The sequence below is a fragment of the Nocardia sp. CC227C genome, from assembly GCF_030767025.1.
Lineage (GTDB): Bacteria > Actinomycetota > Actinomycetes > Mycobacteriales > Mycobacteriaceae > Nocardia.
In genome coordinates this window covers 125,271-141,441 of the sequence record NZ_JASITE010000005.1, presented here as the reverse complement: position 1 = coordinate 141,441, position 16,171 = coordinate 125,271, and the positions used below count along the sequence as shown (strand labels likewise).

Below are 16,171 nucleotides of genomic sequence, written 5' to 3'. Positions count from 1 at the left end.
AACCCGCTCGGCTGGTTCGTGTAGTTTCGGCGCGGACATCGCCGCCCGCCGGGTGGCCGGACATGCAGCGAGGAGATGCGGATGCGCGTGGTGGGCAGGATCGGGTCGATCGGCGTGGCGGCCTGCGCCGTGCTGGCGTTGGCGGGCTGTGGCGAGGACACGAGCGAGTCCGCCGACCCGAAGACCACCGAGTCCACGAGCGTCGCGGCGGCGCCGCAGACCACCGAGTCCAAGGGCCGCGAGTGCACCGCCGAGGACATCGGCGTGGCCGGCGGGTTCGGGGAGGCACCGGAGATCACCATTCCGGACGACTGCGATCCGCCGACCCAGCTCGTCGTGAAGGACCTGGTGGTCGGCGACGGCCCGGCCGCGCAGGCGGGCGATCAGCTGACCATGAACTACACGCTCGTCACCTGGTCGGACAGGAAGAAGCTGGACAGCTCCTTCGACCGCGGTGAGACCTTCCCGCTGACCCTGGGCGCGGGCATGGTCATCGAAGGGTGGGACACCGGCCTGGAGGGCGTCACCGAGGGCAGCCGCCGCCTGCTCATCGTCCCGCCGGACCTGGGCTACGGCTCCAGCAGCCGCGGGGGGATGAAGCCGAACGAGACCCTGGTCTTCGTGACCGACGCGGTGCAGGTGGGCTAGCGCCCCGCCCGAATTCACCCGCGCTCGCGGGGCCGCGTGGACGTCGCGGCCCCTACGCAGCCGATTGCATCGCCGGAACCACCGTCGACTACCCTGGTCGGGATGCCTACGGGGGGACCGAGCCGTCAACACGAACGAACGAACCAACGAACAAGGAGCATGTCCGTGAAGAGCACCGTCGAGCAGCTGAGCCCGACCCGGGTCCGGATCAATGTCGAGGTGCCCTTCGAGGAGCTGAAGCCGGACTTCGACAAGGCGTACAAGGCGCTGGCGTCGCAGGTCCGCATTCCCGGATTCCGTCCGGGCAAGGCCCCGGCCAAGCTCCTCGAGGCCCGTCTCGGTCGCGGCGCGGTGCTGGAGCAGGTCGTCAACGACGTGCTGCCCAAGCGCTACAGCGAAGCCGTCATGACCTCCGAGGTGAAGGTCATCGGCCAGCCCGAGATCGAGATCACCAAGATCGAGGACGGCCAGGAGCTGGCGTTCACCGCCGAGGTCGACGTGCGCCCCGAGATCACCCTGCCCGACTTCTCCACCCTGTCGGTCACCGTGGACCCGATCGAGGTCGCCGATGAGGACGTGGAGAAGCAGCTGGATTCGCTGCGCCAGCGCTTCGGCACCCTGACCTCGGTCGAGCGCGCCATCGAGAACGGCGACTTCGTGTCCATCGACCTGTCCGCCACCGTGGACGGCGAGCCGGTCGAGGAGGCCTCGACCACCGGCCTGTCGCACGAGGTCGGCTCCGGCCAGCTCATCGAGGGCCTGGACGAGGCCCTCATCGGCCTGAAGGCGGAGGAGTCCACGGACTTCACCTCCAAGCTGGTCGCCGGTGAGCACGCGGGCTCCGACGCCGTCATCACGGTCAAGGTGAACTCGGTCAAGGAGCGCGAGCTGCCCGAGGCCGATGACGAATTCGCGCAGATGGCAAGCGAATTCGACACCATCGACGAGCTGAAGGCCGATCTGGTCAAGCGCGTCGAGCAGTCCAAGAAGGTGCAGCAGGCGGGCGAGATCCGCGACAAGGTGCTGGAGGCCCTGCTGGCGGCCACCGAGGTGCCGCTGCCGGAGAAGGTCGTCCAGGCCGAGATCGACGCCGTGCTGCACGACGCCGTGCACGGCTTCGACCACGACGAGGCCAAGCTGGCCGAGGCGCTGGAGGCGCAGGGCTCCTCCCGCGAGGAGTTCGACGCCGACACCAAGGAGGCGGCCGAGAAGTCGGTCAAGACCCAGTTGGTGCTCGACGTCGTCGCCGAGCAGGAGAACACCCAGGTCGGCCAGGACGAGCTGACCGAGCGGATCATCTTCCAGGCGCAGCGCTACGGCATGTCGCCCGATCAGTTCATCCAGCAGGTGCAGCAGGCGGGTCAGCTCGGTGCGATCTTCGCCGACGTGCGCCGCGGCAAGGCCCTCGCAGGTGTGGTCACCGCCGCCACCGTCACCGACACCGCGGGCAACACCGTGGACACCGCCGAGATGTTCGGCGCTCCGGCCGAGGAGGCCGAGGAAGTCTCCGCCCAGGAACTCGCCGAGGTGGCCGACGCCGCCGAGGCCGAGGCCAAGTAGACGAGGCCGAATAAGAACGGCACTGCGGCGCGTGTAGGTTTTGCGCTGTGAGCGAAGCAGGGCGGTACCGGGAGTTCGGTGCCGCCCTGCTTCGTTAGGGTTTGTGTCAGCGAATCAGGTAGGGCTTGGTGGGACCAGGCCGGTGAGAGAGGGCAGGTATCCGTGACAATCAATCAGGCAGGGGTGCAGATGACGTCGCCGACTGCGGGACTCAACCTCAGTGATTCGGTGTACGAGCGGTTGCTGCGCGAGCGCATCATCTTCTTGGGCAGCCAGGTCGACGACGACATCGCCAACAAGCTCTGCGCCCAGATCCTCCTGCTGTCGGCGGAAGACCCGACCCGGGACATCTCGCTGTACATCAACTCGCCGGGTGGCTCGGTGACCGCGGGTATGGCGATCTACGACACCATGCAGTTCGCGGAGTGCGACATCCGCACCGTCGCCATGGGCCTGGCCGCCTCCATGGGCCAGTTCCTGCTGGCCGCGGGCACCAAGGGCAAGCGCTACGCGCTGCCGCACTCGCGGATCATGATGCACCAGCCGTCGGCGGGCATCGGCGGCTCCGCGGCCGACATCGCCATCCAGGCCGAGCAGTTCGCCTACACCAAGCGCGAATTGAACGAGTTGCAGGCGCAGCACACCGGCAAGTCGGTGGAGCAGGTCACCGCCGACGCCGACCGCGACCGCTGGTTCACGCCCAACGAGGCGCTCGACTACGGCTTCATCGACCACGTGATCACCCACTCACGTCAGGCGAACGGCAACTAGTCCGCAGCCCACCCACTCAGACCTCTTGGAGACATCTATGTCGTACATGATCGATCCGCGGGCCGCGGGCATCACTTTCGCCGCCGCGGGCTCCAGCCTGCCGCAGTCCCGCTACATCCTGCCCTCCTACACCGAGCAGACCAGCTTCGGCGTCAAGGAGACCAACCCGTACACCAAGTTGTTCGAGGAGCGCATCATCTTCCTCGGCGCGCCCATCGACGACACCTCGGCCAACGACATCATGGCGCAGCTGCTGGTGCTGGAATCGCTGGATCCCGACCGCGACATCACCATGTACATCAACTCGCCCGGCGGCTCCCCGGTCTCGCTGATGGCCATCTACGACACCATGCAGTACGTGCGCGCCGACGTGGCCACCGTGTGCCTGGGCCAGGCGGCCTCGGCGGCGGCGGTGCTGCTGGCCGCGGGCGCGCCCGGCAAGCGCGCCGCGCTGCCCAACGCGCGCGTCCTCATCCACCAGCCCTACACCCAGGGCGCGTTCCAGGGTCAGGTCTCCGACCTGGAGATCCAGGCCGCGGAGATCGAGCGCACGCGCTCGCTGCTCGACACCATCCTCGCCCGCCACACGGGCAAGGAGGCCGAGATCATCCGCCGCGACACCGACCGCGACAAGATCCTCACCGCCGACGAGGCGAAGGATTACGGAATCGTCGACACGGTGTTCGAATACCGCAAGCTCAGCGCGCAGCGTTAGGCGGTGTTCCGGTGGCGGGGCGGGTGCGGCTCCGCCACCCGGCAGGGGTGAGTCCACGCACATGTCCGGCGAGAAACGTGCTCAAGTTATCGACCTCGGTCGCGAATAGCGGGTACGGTCACTCTAGGGACCTTTGCTCGTGGTTGTCGGCTCTGCCGAACCGCTCACATCTGAAGGCGGTAAGCGAATTGCCGCTCCGGGGTGAGGGCATACGCTGGATAGGTGGCAGGCTCCGGCAGCCGAGACAGACGGTTGCACGCGGACAAGGAAGTAGGGACCCAGGAGATGGCGCGCATCGGTGATGGCGGCGATCTGCTCAAGTGCTCGTTCTGTGGGAAGAGCCAGAAGCAGGTCAAGAAGCTCATTGCGGGACCGGGGGTGTACATCTGCGACGAGTGCATCGATCTGTGCAATGAGATCATCGAGGAGGAACTCGCTGAATCGAGCGAGGTCAAACTCGACGAGCTCCCGAAGCCCACGGAGATCCGGGACTTCCTCGAGCAGTACGTGATCGGGCAGGATTCCGCCAAGCGCAATCTCGCCGTGGCCGTGTACAACCACTACAAGCGGATTCAGGCGGGCGACAAGGGCCGCGATCCCCGTGGTGAAGCGGTCGAATTGGCCAAGTCGAACATCCTCATGCTGGGCCCGACCGGCTGCGGCAAGACCTATCTGGCGCAGACGCTGGCCAAGATGCTGAACGTGCCGTTCGCCATCGCCGACGCCACCGCCCTGACCGAGGCCGGTTATGTCGGCGAGGATGTCGAGAACATCCTGCTGAAACTCATCCAGGCCGCCGACTACGACGTGAAGCGCGCCGAGACGGGCATCATCTACATCGACGAGGTCGACAAGATCGCCCGCAAGTCGGAGAACCCGTCCATCACCCGCGATGTGTCGGGCGAGGGCGTGCAGCAGGCGCTGCTGAAGATTCTCGAGGGCACGCAGGCGTCGGTGCCGCCGCAGGGCGGGCGCAAGCATCCGCATCAGGAATTCATCCAGATCGACACCACCAATGTGCTGTTCATCGTGGCGGGTGCGTTCGCGGGGCTGGAGAAGATCGTCCAGGATCGAATCGGCAAGCGCGGTATCGGTTTCGGTGCCGAGGTGCGCTCCAAGGCCGAGGTCGACACCACCGATCACTTCGCCGAGGTGATGCCGGAGGATCTGATCAAGTTCGGTCTCATCCCCGAATTCATCGGCCGACTGCCCGTGGTCGCGTCGGTCACCAACCTGGACAAGGAATCGCTGGTCCGGATTCTGGCCGAACCGAAGAACGCGCTCGTCAAGCAGTACGTGCGGCTGTTCGAAATGGACGGCGTGGACCTGGAATTCACGCAGGACGCACTGGAAGCCGTTGCCGATCAGGCGATTCTGCGCGGCACCGGCGCGCGTGGCCTGCGCGCCATCATGGAGGAGGTCCTCCTGCCGACCATGTACGACATTCCCAGCCGCGATGACGTGGCCAAGGTCGTCGTCACCGCCGACACCGTCAACGACAATGTGCTCCCGACCATCGTGCCGCGCAAGCGCCAGCAGGGTCCGGAGCGCCGCGAGAAGTCGGCGTAGGACGCCCCCGGGTTCGTACCCGATCCCGAAACCACCGGTGGCCCCGCGATTGTCGCGGGGCCACCGTGCTGTGTGCGGGTCTGCGGGCGGAGGTCAGTCCCGGGCCCAGGGGACGCGGCAGGCGTCCCGGCTGAAGCCCTGGTCGGTGATGCCCAGCGCGTGATAGGTGCGCGAGCGCGAGTTCTCCAGCGCGATCTGGTAGGTCAACTCCATCACACCCGCTGTCCCGAAACGCCGCTTCAGGTCGGTGACCTGCTCGTCGGTGACGGTGGGCGGGGTCGCGGTCATGGCGTCGGCGTAGGCGATGGCGGCGCGCTCGTCCGCGCTGTAGTGCGGGGAGGTCGCGAACTCGTCGATGTGCCGGAGCTTGTCGACATCCAGATCGGAATGCTTCATGAGCATGGTGCCGAAATCCACGCACCAGGAGCAGCCGACGGTCGACGCCACCCGGAAGACCGCGATCTCGCGGACGGCGGCGGGCAGTTCCGTGGACGCCTTCTCCACCATCGTCTCGTGCACGCCCGCGGCCCGCATCAGCTTCGGATGGTTGGCCAGCACCGCGAACGGTTCCGGCACCTCGCCGAAGCGGCGCTTGCTGTACCGGTAGGCGATCCGCGTGAGCAGACCGGCCTGTTGCGGCGCGACGGTGGGAATTCGGGTGCTACCCATGACGGTCTCCTTCGATCCGTGGGATGGTGTTGTCCCTTGGACGAGGCGGGCCCACCGAACGTGACGGGTAGCCGGGGGTGACTCGGCTCACGGTGTCACGAAGCTGGTAGCAGAAGCTCCATGGGATCTCCTGTTTGTCGGAATCGGTGACGATCGGGGGAGCCGATCGCGCCCGGGGCGAGAATCGCCGTTGACTCTCCTGGTTCGCCTTTGAACCTTCATTCCTGCTTCGGAAATCGGCGCTTGCGCTACACCTGTTACGACGGTGCGGCGAGCGAGAATTCATCGCACCCGGTGCGAGTCTCCGACACCGATGCTCCGGGCCGGGTCAGCGGGGCGGGCGGGTGCCCTGGCCGCGGGTGTGCCGGCCGGTGCGACGCTGCGGAAAACGCAGGGTGAAGGGTGCGGGCTCGGGCACCGGATGGCGTTCGCGCGGGGCAACGAAGACGCAGGCCACGCCGAGCGCGGGGATCAGGACCAGGGAGACGGCGCTGAGCACCGCGCTGACGCCGGACAGCTCGTCGGGCCAGTGCGTCACGTGGTACAGCAGATGCGGCAGACCGAATACCGCCCAGGCCACCCCCGCGACCCGCGCGACCATGCTGTCCATCAGATACAGCGCGGCCAGCGCCACCACGGCCAGCGCGAGGAAGAACGCGCCCACATCGGCGGCCAGATGGTGGTTGTACGGCCCGTCCACGCTCACCCAGCGCATTCCGAAACCGGGGAAGCTGTCGTACCAGGAGCGTGGGGCCAGCACCGCCCACAGGCCGGTCAGCAGGCCGATGAAGGCCAGGATGCCCAGCATGATGCGCAGGGCCAGCCACCGTCGGCGGTTCACATCCAGGCGCATGCGCACCCGGAGTCCGTCCGCGGTGCCGCGCAACGAGATTCGCATCGTGCCCTCCCGCCCCAGGCCGAATCGGTAGCGATGCTGATCACGGTAATTCGGCGGGCGGGAGGGGGCAAGGGATGCCAGGTCTCAGATCGGTTCCATGACCGTTCGTGCCAGGACCGTTCGTGCGGTGACCGTCCGTGCCATGACGGTCTACGCCATGACCATGTCGTCGGGTCCCCAGTAGGCGCGCATGGCGACGATCTTGCCCGCGTCGTCGAATTCCATGGTGTCGATGGCCGACAGCGTCATCCGCTTGTCGCCGTAGACGGCGGTCAGGGTGAAGGAGACCGCGGCGGAGTTACCGGCGACCCGGACGGCATGCATCTCGGTATCGCGCTGGTCGGCGCTTTCGAGTGCGGCGTAGAGCTCGCGGATGGCGTCGTGGCCCACCCGGGTCGGGGTGCCGATCGGGTCCTCGACGGTGGCCTCGGGCGCGTACAGGGCGATGATGTCGTCGGTGGGTCCGGTGGCGACCAGTTTCAGATACTGCTCGACCACGTCGCGGGGCTGCGATGCCATGAAAACTCCCAGGAAAGTGAAACGTGTTCTAGGTTCTTGTCCTGGGTCGCAGCGTAGCAGTGCGGCGGCGGTGATCACACCGTCCGGCTCGACGAGTGGACATCGGCGATGCGGTGGATTCCGGTGTAGACGTTCATGGAGTCGCCGCGCAGGAATCCGACCAGGGTCAGGCCCGCGTCCTCGGCCATGTCCACCGCCAGCGAACTGGGAGCCGAGACCGCGCCGAGCAGCGGGATGCCAGCCATGGCGGCCTTCTGCACCAGTTCGAAGGAGGCGCGCCCGCTCACCATGAGCACCAGATCGTGTGCGGGCAGCCGGTGCTCGCGCAGCGCCCAGCCGATCACCTTGTCCACGGCATTGTGGCGGCCCACATCCTCGCGCACGGCCAGCGCGGTGCCGTCGGCGGTGAACAGGCCCGCCGCGTGCAGGCCGCCGGTGGCGTCGAAAACCGTCTGCCGGGAACGCAGTTCGCCGGGCAGGGTGGCGAGGACCGTCGTCTTCACGGTGAGGCCCGCGGGGGCGATCGGGAAGGGCAGCCGGGTGCGCACCTCGTCGAGCGCGGTCTTGCCGCACAGCCCGCACGAGCTGTTGGTGAGGAAGTTGCGCGGTCGCGCCGGAACCGGGTGGCGCAGGCGGATATCCAGCACGTTGTAGGTATTGCGGCCGTTCTCGTCGGTGCCCGCGCAGTAGCGGGCGGTGACGATGTCCGCGGCGGCGGTGAGCAGGCCCTCACCGAACAGGAACCCGTGCACCAGATCGATATCCGCGCCCGGGGTGCGCATGGTGACGGTGAGCGATTCGCCGTCGACCCGGATCTCCAGCGGTTCCTCCACGACAACGGTGTCGGGACGCCGCACCACGCCGGTGGGGGAGATGCGCACGGTCTTGCGGCGGGCGGTGACTCTACTCATGAGTGTGCTGATGGCGTTCGAGCCGAATCGTGATCGCCTTGGAGGCCGGGGTGTTGGACCGCCGGGCGACGTGGTCGAGCGGGACGAGCGGATTGGTTTCGGGATAGTAGGCCGCCGCGTTGCCGCGCGGGGTGGAGTAGGCGACCAGGCGGAAACCGGAGACGCGACGTTCCTGCGGCGCGGCATCGGGCGTCGCGGGGTCGGTCCACTCGGAGACGAGATCCACGAGTTCATCCTCGACGAAACCGAGGGCGGCGATGTCCTCGGCATTGAGCAGGACGACCTTGCGGCCGTTGTGGATTCCACGATAGCGGTCGTCGAGGCCGTAGATGGTGGTGTTGTACTGGTCGTGGCTGCGCAGCGTCTGCAGGATGAGACGGCCCTCGGGGACGGGCAGCCAGTGCAGCTCGTTGGTCGCGAAATTGGCCTTGCCCGTCGCGGTCCGGAACTCGCGGGCGTCCCGAGGCGGATGCGGGAGCTGGAAGCCATTGCGGCCCCGCACCTTCCGGTTGTAATCGGCGCAACCGGGCACCACCTGCGCGATGGCGTCGCGAATGCGGTCGTAGTCGCGCCGGAATTCCGCCCACGGCACCGGGTGCCCGGGGCCGAACAGTTCCTGCGCGAGCTCGCACACGATGGCGACCTCGCTGCGCAGCTGGTCGCTCACCGGTTTCAGGCGGCCGGTGGACAGGTGCACCATGGACATCGAGTCCTCCACCGAAACCTGCTGGCGTTTACCGTCTTGCAGGTCGTCGTCGGTACGGCCCAGGGTGGGCAGGATCAGCGCCGTCCGCCCGTGCACCACATGGCTGCGGTTGAGTTTGGTCGAAACGTGCACGGTGAGTTCGCAATTGCGCAGCGCCGCCTCGGTGACCTCGGTATCGGGGGTGGCGGAGGCGAAATTGCCGCCCATGCCGACGAAGACCTTCGCCTTGCCGTCGCGCATGGCGCGAATGGCCGCCACCGTGTCCCAGCCGTGCCGACGCGGGCTGGTGATGCCGAATTCGGCGTCCAGCGCCGCCAGGAAGGTCTCCGGCATCTGCTCCCAGATGCCCATGGTGCGATCGCCCTGCACATTGGAGTGCCCGCGCACCGGGCAGACGCCCGCGCCGGGCTTGCCGATCATGCCGCGCAACAGCAGCAGGTTGGTGGCCTCCTCGATGGTGGCGACACCGTGCACCTGCTGGGTGAGGCCCATGGCCCAGCACAGGATGGTGGCCTTCGACTCGGCCAGCAGGCCGGCGGTGCGCTCCAGTTGTTCGCGGGTGAGACCGGTGGCCTGCTCCACCACGCCCAGATCGACGGCGCGCATATGCTTCTCGTATTCGGCGAAGCCCGCCGTACGGTCCGCCACGAAGGCGCGATCGACGACGGTGCCCGGCGCGCGGTCCTCGGCCTCGAAGAGCAGTTTGCCCAAGCCCTGGAACAGCGCCATATCGCCGCCGAGCCGGATCTGCAGGAAGTCGTCGGCGATCTCGACGCCGGTGGTGAAGCCCTTGACCGTCTGCGGATCGCGGAAACCCATGAGTCCGGTCTCCGGCAGCGGATTCACCGCGATGATCCGCGCGCCGTTGGCCTTCGCCTCGGCGAGCGAGGACAGCATGCGCGGATGGTTGGTGCCCGGGTTCTGCCCGGCGATCAGGATCAGGTCGGCGTGGGCGAAATCGTCGATGGTGACCGAACCCTTGCCGATGCCGATGGACGAGGTGAGCGCCGCGCCCGAGGACTCGTGGCACATATTCGAGCAGTCCGGCAGGTTGTTGGTGCCGAGGCTGCGCGCCAGCAGCTGATACAGGAAGGCCGTCTCGTTGGAGGTGCGGCCGGAGGTGTAGAAGACCGCCTCGTCCGGGGTGGACAGCCCGCGCAGGGTGTCGGCGATGAGCCGGTAGGCGTCGTCCCAGGCGATGGGGGAGTAGTGGTCGTCGCCGGGGCGCAGCACCATGGGCTCGGTGATGCGGCCCTGCTGGCCCAGCCAATAACCGGACTTCTCGGCGAGATCCCGCAGGGAGTGCTCGGCGAAGAACTCCGGGGTGACGGTGCGCAGCGTCGCCTCCTCGGCCACCGCCTTCGCGCCGTTCTCGCAGAACTCGGCCACCCGGCGCGTACCCGTGGGATCCGGCCACGCACAGCTCGGGCAGTCGAAACCGTGGCGCTGATTCAGGCGGGACAGGGTGCGGGCCGTGCGGACCACACCCATCTCCTCGACCGCGCGCTCCAAAGCCACAGCCACCGCCCGTACGCCCGCCGCCTGCGTCTTCGGCGGGCCGACGGTCAGTTCGGCCTCATCGATGTCCTGTTTCGGCGCGGCACGATGCATGGGGCCATTGTCCTCCTCCACGCGGGGGCCGCTCGTATCGGGGGCGTCGGCGTGCCGAGCACGCATGAACACTCGGGTGTCGCGGCGCGATATACGAGCGAGTGAGGTAGTCGGCTACCCGTGCTCGGACGTCGGTTTCTTCCTAGCGTCATTGCCAGTGCGTAACGCCTGGGTGAGACCGTTCCGCGCGCGTCGGCCGGGCCTTACCATCGAACGAGCGAGGTCACGTCCGATGAAGACATTTGCAGCTGTCGGATCGCGTGCCGACGTCGGGCGTCGGCCGGTGAGATGTATAGGTGGAGGGGGATTTCGGCGCTCCCTCGCGCTCCTCGCCGCCTGGTTCACGGTAGCCGCCGTCGGGGCGCTACCGCTGCACGCGAGCGCGGAACCCGGGGCGACGCCAACGATTTCGCCTGCGCCACAACAGATCATCACCAGCAGCCGGCAACCTCCGGTTCCGGACGGCGGTGGAACCCGTGACGGGGTGCCGCAGAACCCGCAACCGGAGCCACAGCCACAGCCGCAGCAGCCGCAACCCGAGCCCCAGCAACCGGAGCCGCAGCGACCGGAGCCGCAGCGACCGGAGCCGCAGCAACCTGAGCCCCAGCAACCTGAGCCGCAGCAACCGGGCTGCTCGCCCGGGAGTTCGACTCCGAATTGTCCTGGCTCCGAGCCGGAATGTGAGCCGGGCTCGGCGGCCTGCGGAACCGAGCCTCCGGGCACGACCGACCCCGCCTGCGAACCGGGTGCGCCGGGATGCGGGACGAATCCGGACGACACCGCCGATCCCGGGTGTCCGCGAGAGGAGCCGAAATGCGGGACCGATCCGGGTGGTTCGACGGATCCCGGGTGTGAGTCGGGTGGGGCTGGGTGTGGGACTGATCCGGGTGGTTCGACGGACCCTGGGTGTGAGTCGGGGACGACCGGATGCGGGACGGACCCCGGTGGTACGCCAGGCTCGGGAGGGACCACCGATCCGGGTACGACGGATCCCGGTACGACCGACCCCGGCGACCCCGAGCCGGGGACCGATCCGGGGACCGATCCGGGTGGGACCGACGCCGGTGGAACGAATCCCGGCGGAATCAATCCCGGGGGAACCAATCCCGGTGGCGGCATCCCCGGAGGAACCAGTCCCGGTGGTGGCAATCCCGGTGTGACGCCCGACCGGCGACCGAATCCGCAAGTGCCGGAACCGCAACCGGACGATCCGGTGCCCGGGGGCGGGACAGCGCCGCCCGAGGAGCCGGACGCGGACCCCGGGACGCCCGCCGCTGCGGGTCTCGCGGTCGACCCACCGGCGGTAGCGCCGGGCGGTGAGGTGACGGTGACCGGGCACGGCTGTGATCCCGGTGCACCGGTGTGGCTTTCGATCGGTGGCGGGCCGGTCGGTGACACCACGGCCGGAGCGGACGGCGGATTCGATGTGCGGCTGTCGACCGGCGACACCGATGTCGGCCATCACCGGGTGACCGCGGACTGCGGGCGTACCCTCGCCGGGCCGTTGGACGTCGTGCTGGTCAGCCGGGTAGGCGGAGCCACCTCCACCGCCACCGTCCTGCTGTTCTTCCTGCTCATCGGCGGCTGGTACTACGGCCACCGCCTGGTATCCCATCTGCCCGCCCGGAGGCCGCGATGAGTGCCCACCACACCGAACCGACGCCCCCGCCCCGCCCCGTGCCGCGCAACCCGAGCGGCCCCCTGCCGCCCGGTCACGCCCGAGGCGAGCCACGCGGTCCAGCCCGGCTTGCGTCGCGAAGTTCGGCCGCGCGTGCCTCGCGTCGTTCGGTCGGACGCGCGTTGCCCGGACCGGTGGCACACGATCCGCGTCGGTCGGTCGGACTCGAGCCACCCGGCCCTGTCCGGCTCGAATCGCGAGGTTCGGGCAGACGCGACCCGCGTGATGCAGCCGGATTCGACCAGCATGGCTCCGCCGGGTTCGAAACGCATGGTTCGGGCGAACTCGAGCCGCCTGGCCACGCCGGGCTCGAGCCGCGCGGTTCGGTCGGGCTCGAACCGAACGATCGCATTCGATGTGGGGTGCGTGGTTCTGCTCGGTACGAGCGGGAAAGGTGTGCGGGGGATGGGGCGCGGGACCGCGCCCGTCGTCACGGGTGGAAATCTGGTCGGGGCAGGGCCGTGGTGCGGGTTGCCGCGTTGGTCACGGTGGTGCTGCTTCTCGTTCTGGGCGGGGGTGGGCTCGCGTCGGCGGCGGATGGGGTCACCGCCACCGCCACGTTGGACGGGCGGGCGCTGGACGGGGCGAATGCGAGCGATCCGGTGCGGTTCGATCCGAGCCGACCGGCGCGGATTGTCGTCGAATTGACCAATGGCACCGGCGAACCCGTGACCGTGCGCAGGGTGGACCTCGCCGGACACGTGCTCGGGCTCAACTTCTTCTCCTACTCGACCACGGTCGAGATGACCGTCGCCGCGGGTGCGACCGAGACGCTGACCTATCGGCTCGACCCCGCCGGACTGGACGGGCAGGCGACCGGGCTGATCGGCACGACCCTCACCGTCATCGGTGGCGACGGCGAACCCGTCGCCACCGTGGGCACGGTCGTCGACGTCCGCGGGTCCCTGCTCTCGGTCTACGGGCTGTTCGGGATCATCCTGGCGGTTCTCACCGTCCTCGCCATCGCCGACGCCGCGCTGACCGTCGCCCGCCACCGTCTCTCGGCCAACCGCTGGCAGCGCGGCCTGCGGCTGCTCGCCCCCGGCGTCGGCATCGGCCTGATGATCGGCTTCACCGCCTCGGTGGCGCGCTGGTGGGTGCCCGCCACCCCGCTCTGGCTGGCGTTGGGCGGGGTCACCGCCACGGTGTTCTTCCTGACCGGCTACTTCTCGCCGACTCCCGAACAACCCGACGACCTGGATCTCGACCCGGCCGATCTCGCCGCCGCACGCGAACTCGACGCCTACGGATACGGGACACCGGAGCCGATCGGCGGCGCGCGGGCATCGGCCGATCGCATACCGGCACTCATCGGCTGGGGTGGGCCGGGAGCCGGTCGCGGCGCGCCCGGCCGTCCTCGCCCCGGCGATCGGATATCGGATCCGACAGCGCGTCCCGGAGATCGGGTGCCGGGCTCGGTCGGCCACGTGCACCCCTTCGGCCCGGCGGTGTCCGGTGACTCCGCTGTCGGCGGCGCCGACCTTCGCCGAGGCACCGGACCCCAGCCCACCTGGCGCGACCCGTCCGAAGAACCGACCGTCAGCGTGCGCTCACCCCGGGGTCGAAGCCCGGGTGGGACGCTGCAAGATCTCGGGGGAACTATCGGGGGAACACTGCCGGACCTACCCGAGCCGGACCGCACGGAAACGGTCGTACCGCCTGCCGAGTCGGCGGTCAGCCGTCCGTGGGAGCCGGGCGGCGAGGTGTCCGAGACCGGCGGCGGCCGAGTCTTCGGTGCGGGTGTCGGAGCGCAGGTCGGTGGCGCACCCGAGGTGGCGGGAGCCGAACACGTTCCGGGTGCGGACCGCCGCGACGAATCGAGCGCGATGACCGAGACGGAATCGGCCACGACCGTCCATCGGGAATCCGAGCCATCGGGTGACGCGCCGGGCTGCTCCGGGCAGGGAGACGGGCGATGAGCGTTCGGGATCTGACCGGAGACGACACCGATCGGGTGCGGGCGGCGCTGCCCGGGTACGTGATCGACGGGCAGGTCGGGCGCGGTGGGTGCGGGGTGGTGCTGGCCGGGACGCATCGCGGCTTGGGGCGGCGGGTCGCGATCAAGCAGATTCCGCCGCAGTTCGCACACGATGCGCAGGTGCGGCGGCGATTCGTGGGCGAGGCGCGGCTCATGGCGGCCATCGACCATCCGCATGTGGTGCCGGTGTACGACTTCATCGAACGCGAGGACCTGTGCCTGCTCGTCATGGAGTATCTGTCCGGCGGCACGGTCGAGAGCCGGTTCGCCACCGAGGGTTTCGACGCCGCGGCGGCGGTCGCGGTGGCGCTGTCGTGTGCGGCGGGACTGGAGGCTGCGCATCGGCACGGCATCCTGCACCGCGATGTGAAGCCCTCGAATCTCATGTTCTCCCGGCGCGGCACGCTCAAGCTCACCGATTTCGGCATCGCCAAGATCGTCGGCGGTGACGAGACATTGGTGACCCGCGCCGGGGAGATCATCGGCACGCCGTCCTATATCGCGCCGGAACAGGTGCGCGGCCAGCAACTTTCGCCCGCGACCGATGTGTACGCCCTGTCCACCATGCTCTATCAGCTGCTGTCGGGGGTGCTGCCGTTCCCGCCCGGCAGCGACCAATTGGCCATGCTCTTCGCGCACGCCTACGGCGAACCCGCACCACTGCTCGACGTGGCCCCCGGCGTCCCGGAACCGATTGCCGACGTGGTCATGCGCGGCCTCACCCCCGACCCCGACCACCGTTTCGCCACCGCCGAATCCTTCGGCATCGCGCTCGCCGCCCCGGCGGCGCTCTGCTGGGGCGTGAACTGGCTGTCCCCCGTGGGCATCCCGGTGATCGGCGCGGACACCATTGTCGCGGCGGCCACCGGCGGCCGCTCGGCCGCCGCGCGCTATCCGGGCCGGCAGGCTGAGCCGCCCCCGAGCCGCGTTCCGCCCGGCCGGACAGCCGAACCGCCGCCCGAACCGGCGGGTCCGCGCACCCCACCCGGATCGAAGGACCCGAGGCGGGGTCGCCGCACCGCGCCGACCGTGCGGACGGTGCCGCGCGAACCCGCGGCTCGATCGGGTGCTCGCCTGGTCGATGTCGACCGTGCCGAACTGGTACCCGTACAGCGGGTCGTACACCTGCCGTCTCCGCGGGTGCCGCTGCTCGCGGCCGGTGTGCTGGCCATGGTAACGCTGGCCGCGGCGGTACTCGGTCTCGGACCGGGGCCGAGCCGGGACCTCCCGGCGTTCGACACCGTTCGAGTCGGCGGCGTGGATGTGGCCGTCGGTGAGCCGATCGAGATCGACCTGTCGCGGCCGGTTCCGGTCGGCGTCACGGGTGTCGACGCCGATGCCGCGAAACTGTCCGTCGCCGTGCTCGGCACACCCGTCGGCGGTACCGCCACGCCGCTGCTGCCGGGGCCGACCGGGGCGACCGCCGAGGTGCCCGCGCCGGTGAACCGATACGTCCTCGCCGGTGAACTCACCGCGCGGCTGACCCTCTCCCGCGCCGGAACAGACACGGCCACATACGATTTCGGCGTCCGCGCCACTCGATCGCCGTACCCCACCGCGACCGCCGTCGGCATCCTGCTGCTCGCGCTCTTCGCCGGCGCGTACGCGGAGTCCAATGCCCGTGCGCTGCGCACGGGCGGTGCGCGGTTCGCGGCCGCCATCGGTCTCACCATCTCCACCGCACTGCTGGCGGCGGCGGCCGTCGGCGCGGTCTGGGTGCTGCTCGGATCGGAGCCGACGCGGACCACCGCGATCGGCTGCGCCGTCCTCGGCGCCGCCACCGGAATCGCCGCGGCCGTGGCGTGCCGCCGACTCGGCCGCCGCCGCCGCTATCTGCGGATCACCCGCCTGCGGGACCTGTTGCGGGAACCCTGATCCGGAAGAGGTGGGCGGAAGGCGGGCCAGCCGCTGATCGGGATTCGGGGGTGGGGAAGCGCC

Annotated in this window: 13 protein-coding genes; 8 read left to right on the top strand and 5 right to left on the bottom strand. The window is 69.1% G+C overall.

Annotation, left to right across the window (positions count from 1 at the left end; genetic code table 11):
* Positions 1-81: 81 nt before the first annotated feature.
* The 5 genes from QMO76_RS11775 to clpX all read left to right on the top strand — a co-directional run bounded on the left by QMO76_RS11775 (position 82) and on the right by clpX (position 5,263).
* Positions 82-648: an FKBP-type peptidyl-prolyl cis-trans isomerase gene (locus QMO76_RS11775; protein WP_306361270.1), complete on the top strand. Its 567-nt coding sequence runs from the start codon at positions 82-84 to the stop codon at positions 646-648.
* Positions 649-813: 165 nt separating this feature from the next.
* Positions 814-2,208, top strand: coding sequence for a trigger factor (tig, locus tag QMO76_RS11770; protein WP_306361269.1), 1,395 nt, complete (start codon positions 814-816; stop codon positions 2,206-2,208).
* 189 nt (positions 2,209-2,397) lie between these two features.
* Complete coding sequence (locus QMO76_RS11765) at positions 2,398-2,979, top strand: ATP-dependent Clp protease proteolytic subunit (RefSeq protein WP_029927067.1); 582 nt, start codon at positions 2,398-2,400, stop codon at positions 2,977-2,979.
* A gap of 37 nt (positions 2,980-3,016) precedes the next feature.
* The gene (locus QMO76_RS11760; RefSeq protein WP_372341953.1) at positions 3,017-3,694 is read left to right on the top strand and encodes an ATP-dependent Clp protease proteolytic subunit; all 678 of its coding nucleotides are present in this window, start codon (positions 3,017-3,019) and stop codon (positions 3,692-3,694) included.
* Between the two features lie 285 nt (positions 3,695-3,979).
* Positions 3,980-5,263 carry an ATP-dependent Clp protease ATP-binding subunit ClpX gene (clpX, locus tag QMO76_RS11755; RefSeq protein WP_306358090.1) on the top strand — a complete coding sequence of 428 codons (1,284 nt, stop codon included), beginning with the start codon at positions 3,980-3,982 and terminating at the stop codon, positions 5,261-5,263.
* Positions 5,264-5,356: 93 nt separating this feature from the next.
* On the opposite strand, the gene QMO76_RS11750 is transcribed toward clpX, so the two are convergent.
* The 5 genes from QMO76_RS11750 to QMO76_RS11730 form a co-directional block, all read right to left on the bottom strand.
* On the bottom strand, positions 5,357-5,932 hold the full coding sequence (locus QMO76_RS11750) for a carboxymuconolactone decarboxylase family protein (protein ID WP_306361268.1): 576 nt from the start codon (positions 5,930-5,932) through the stop codon (positions 5,357-5,359).
* 328 nt (positions 5,933-6,260) lie between these two features.
* A complete protein-coding gene (locus tag QMO76_RS11745) occupies positions 6,261-6,830 on the bottom strand; it encodes a hypothetical protein (RefSeq protein ID WP_306361267.1) in 570 nt (189 codons plus the stop codon).
* Between the two features lie 150 nt (positions 6,831-6,980).
* Positions 6,981-7,349 (bottom strand): nuclear transport factor 2 family protein, encoded by a 369-nt coding sequence (locus QMO76_RS11740; RefSeq protein ID WP_306361266.1) that lies wholly within the window; start codon positions 7,347-7,349, stop codon positions 6,981-6,983.
* A gap of 74 nt (positions 7,350-7,423) precedes the next feature.
* On the bottom strand, positions 7,424-8,260 hold the full coding sequence (gene fdhD / locus QMO76_RS11735) for a formate dehydrogenase accessory sulfurtransferase FdhD (protein ID WP_306361265.1): 837 nt from the start codon (positions 8,258-8,260) through the stop codon (positions 7,424-7,426).
* A complete protein-coding gene (locus QMO76_RS11730; RefSeq protein ID WP_306361593.1) occupies positions 8,253-10,577 on the bottom strand; it encodes an FdhF/YdeP family oxidoreductase in 2,325 nt (774 codons plus the stop codon). The genes fdhD and QMO76_RS11730 overlap by 8 nt, the downstream gene beginning before the upstream one ends.
* Before the next feature lie 1,186 nt (positions 10,578-11,763).
* Here QMO76_RS11730 and QMO76_RS11725 point away from each other — a divergent pair.
* The 3 genes from QMO76_RS11725 to QMO76_RS11715 all read left to right on the top strand — a co-directional run bounded on the left by QMO76_RS11725 (position 11,764) and on the right by QMO76_RS11715 (position 16,108).
* Complete coding sequence (locus tag QMO76_RS11725) at positions 11,764-12,216, top strand: hypothetical protein (RefSeq protein WP_306361264.1); 453 nt, start codon at positions 11,764-11,766, stop codon at positions 12,214-12,216.
* A gap of 530 nt (positions 12,217-12,746) precedes the next feature.
* Positions 12,747-14,174 (top strand): hypothetical protein, encoded by a 1,428-nt coding sequence (locus QMO76_RS11720; protein WP_306361263.1) that lies wholly within the window; start codon positions 12,747-12,749, stop codon positions 14,172-14,174.
* Complete coding sequence (locus QMO76_RS11715; RefSeq protein ID WP_306361262.1) at positions 14,171-16,108, top strand: serine/threonine-protein kinase; 1,938 nt, start codon at positions 14,171-14,173, stop codon at positions 16,106-16,108. Before QMO76_RS11720 ends, QMO76_RS11715 begins: the two co-directional genes overlap by 4 nt.
* Positions 16,109-16,171 lie beyond the last annotated feature (63 nt).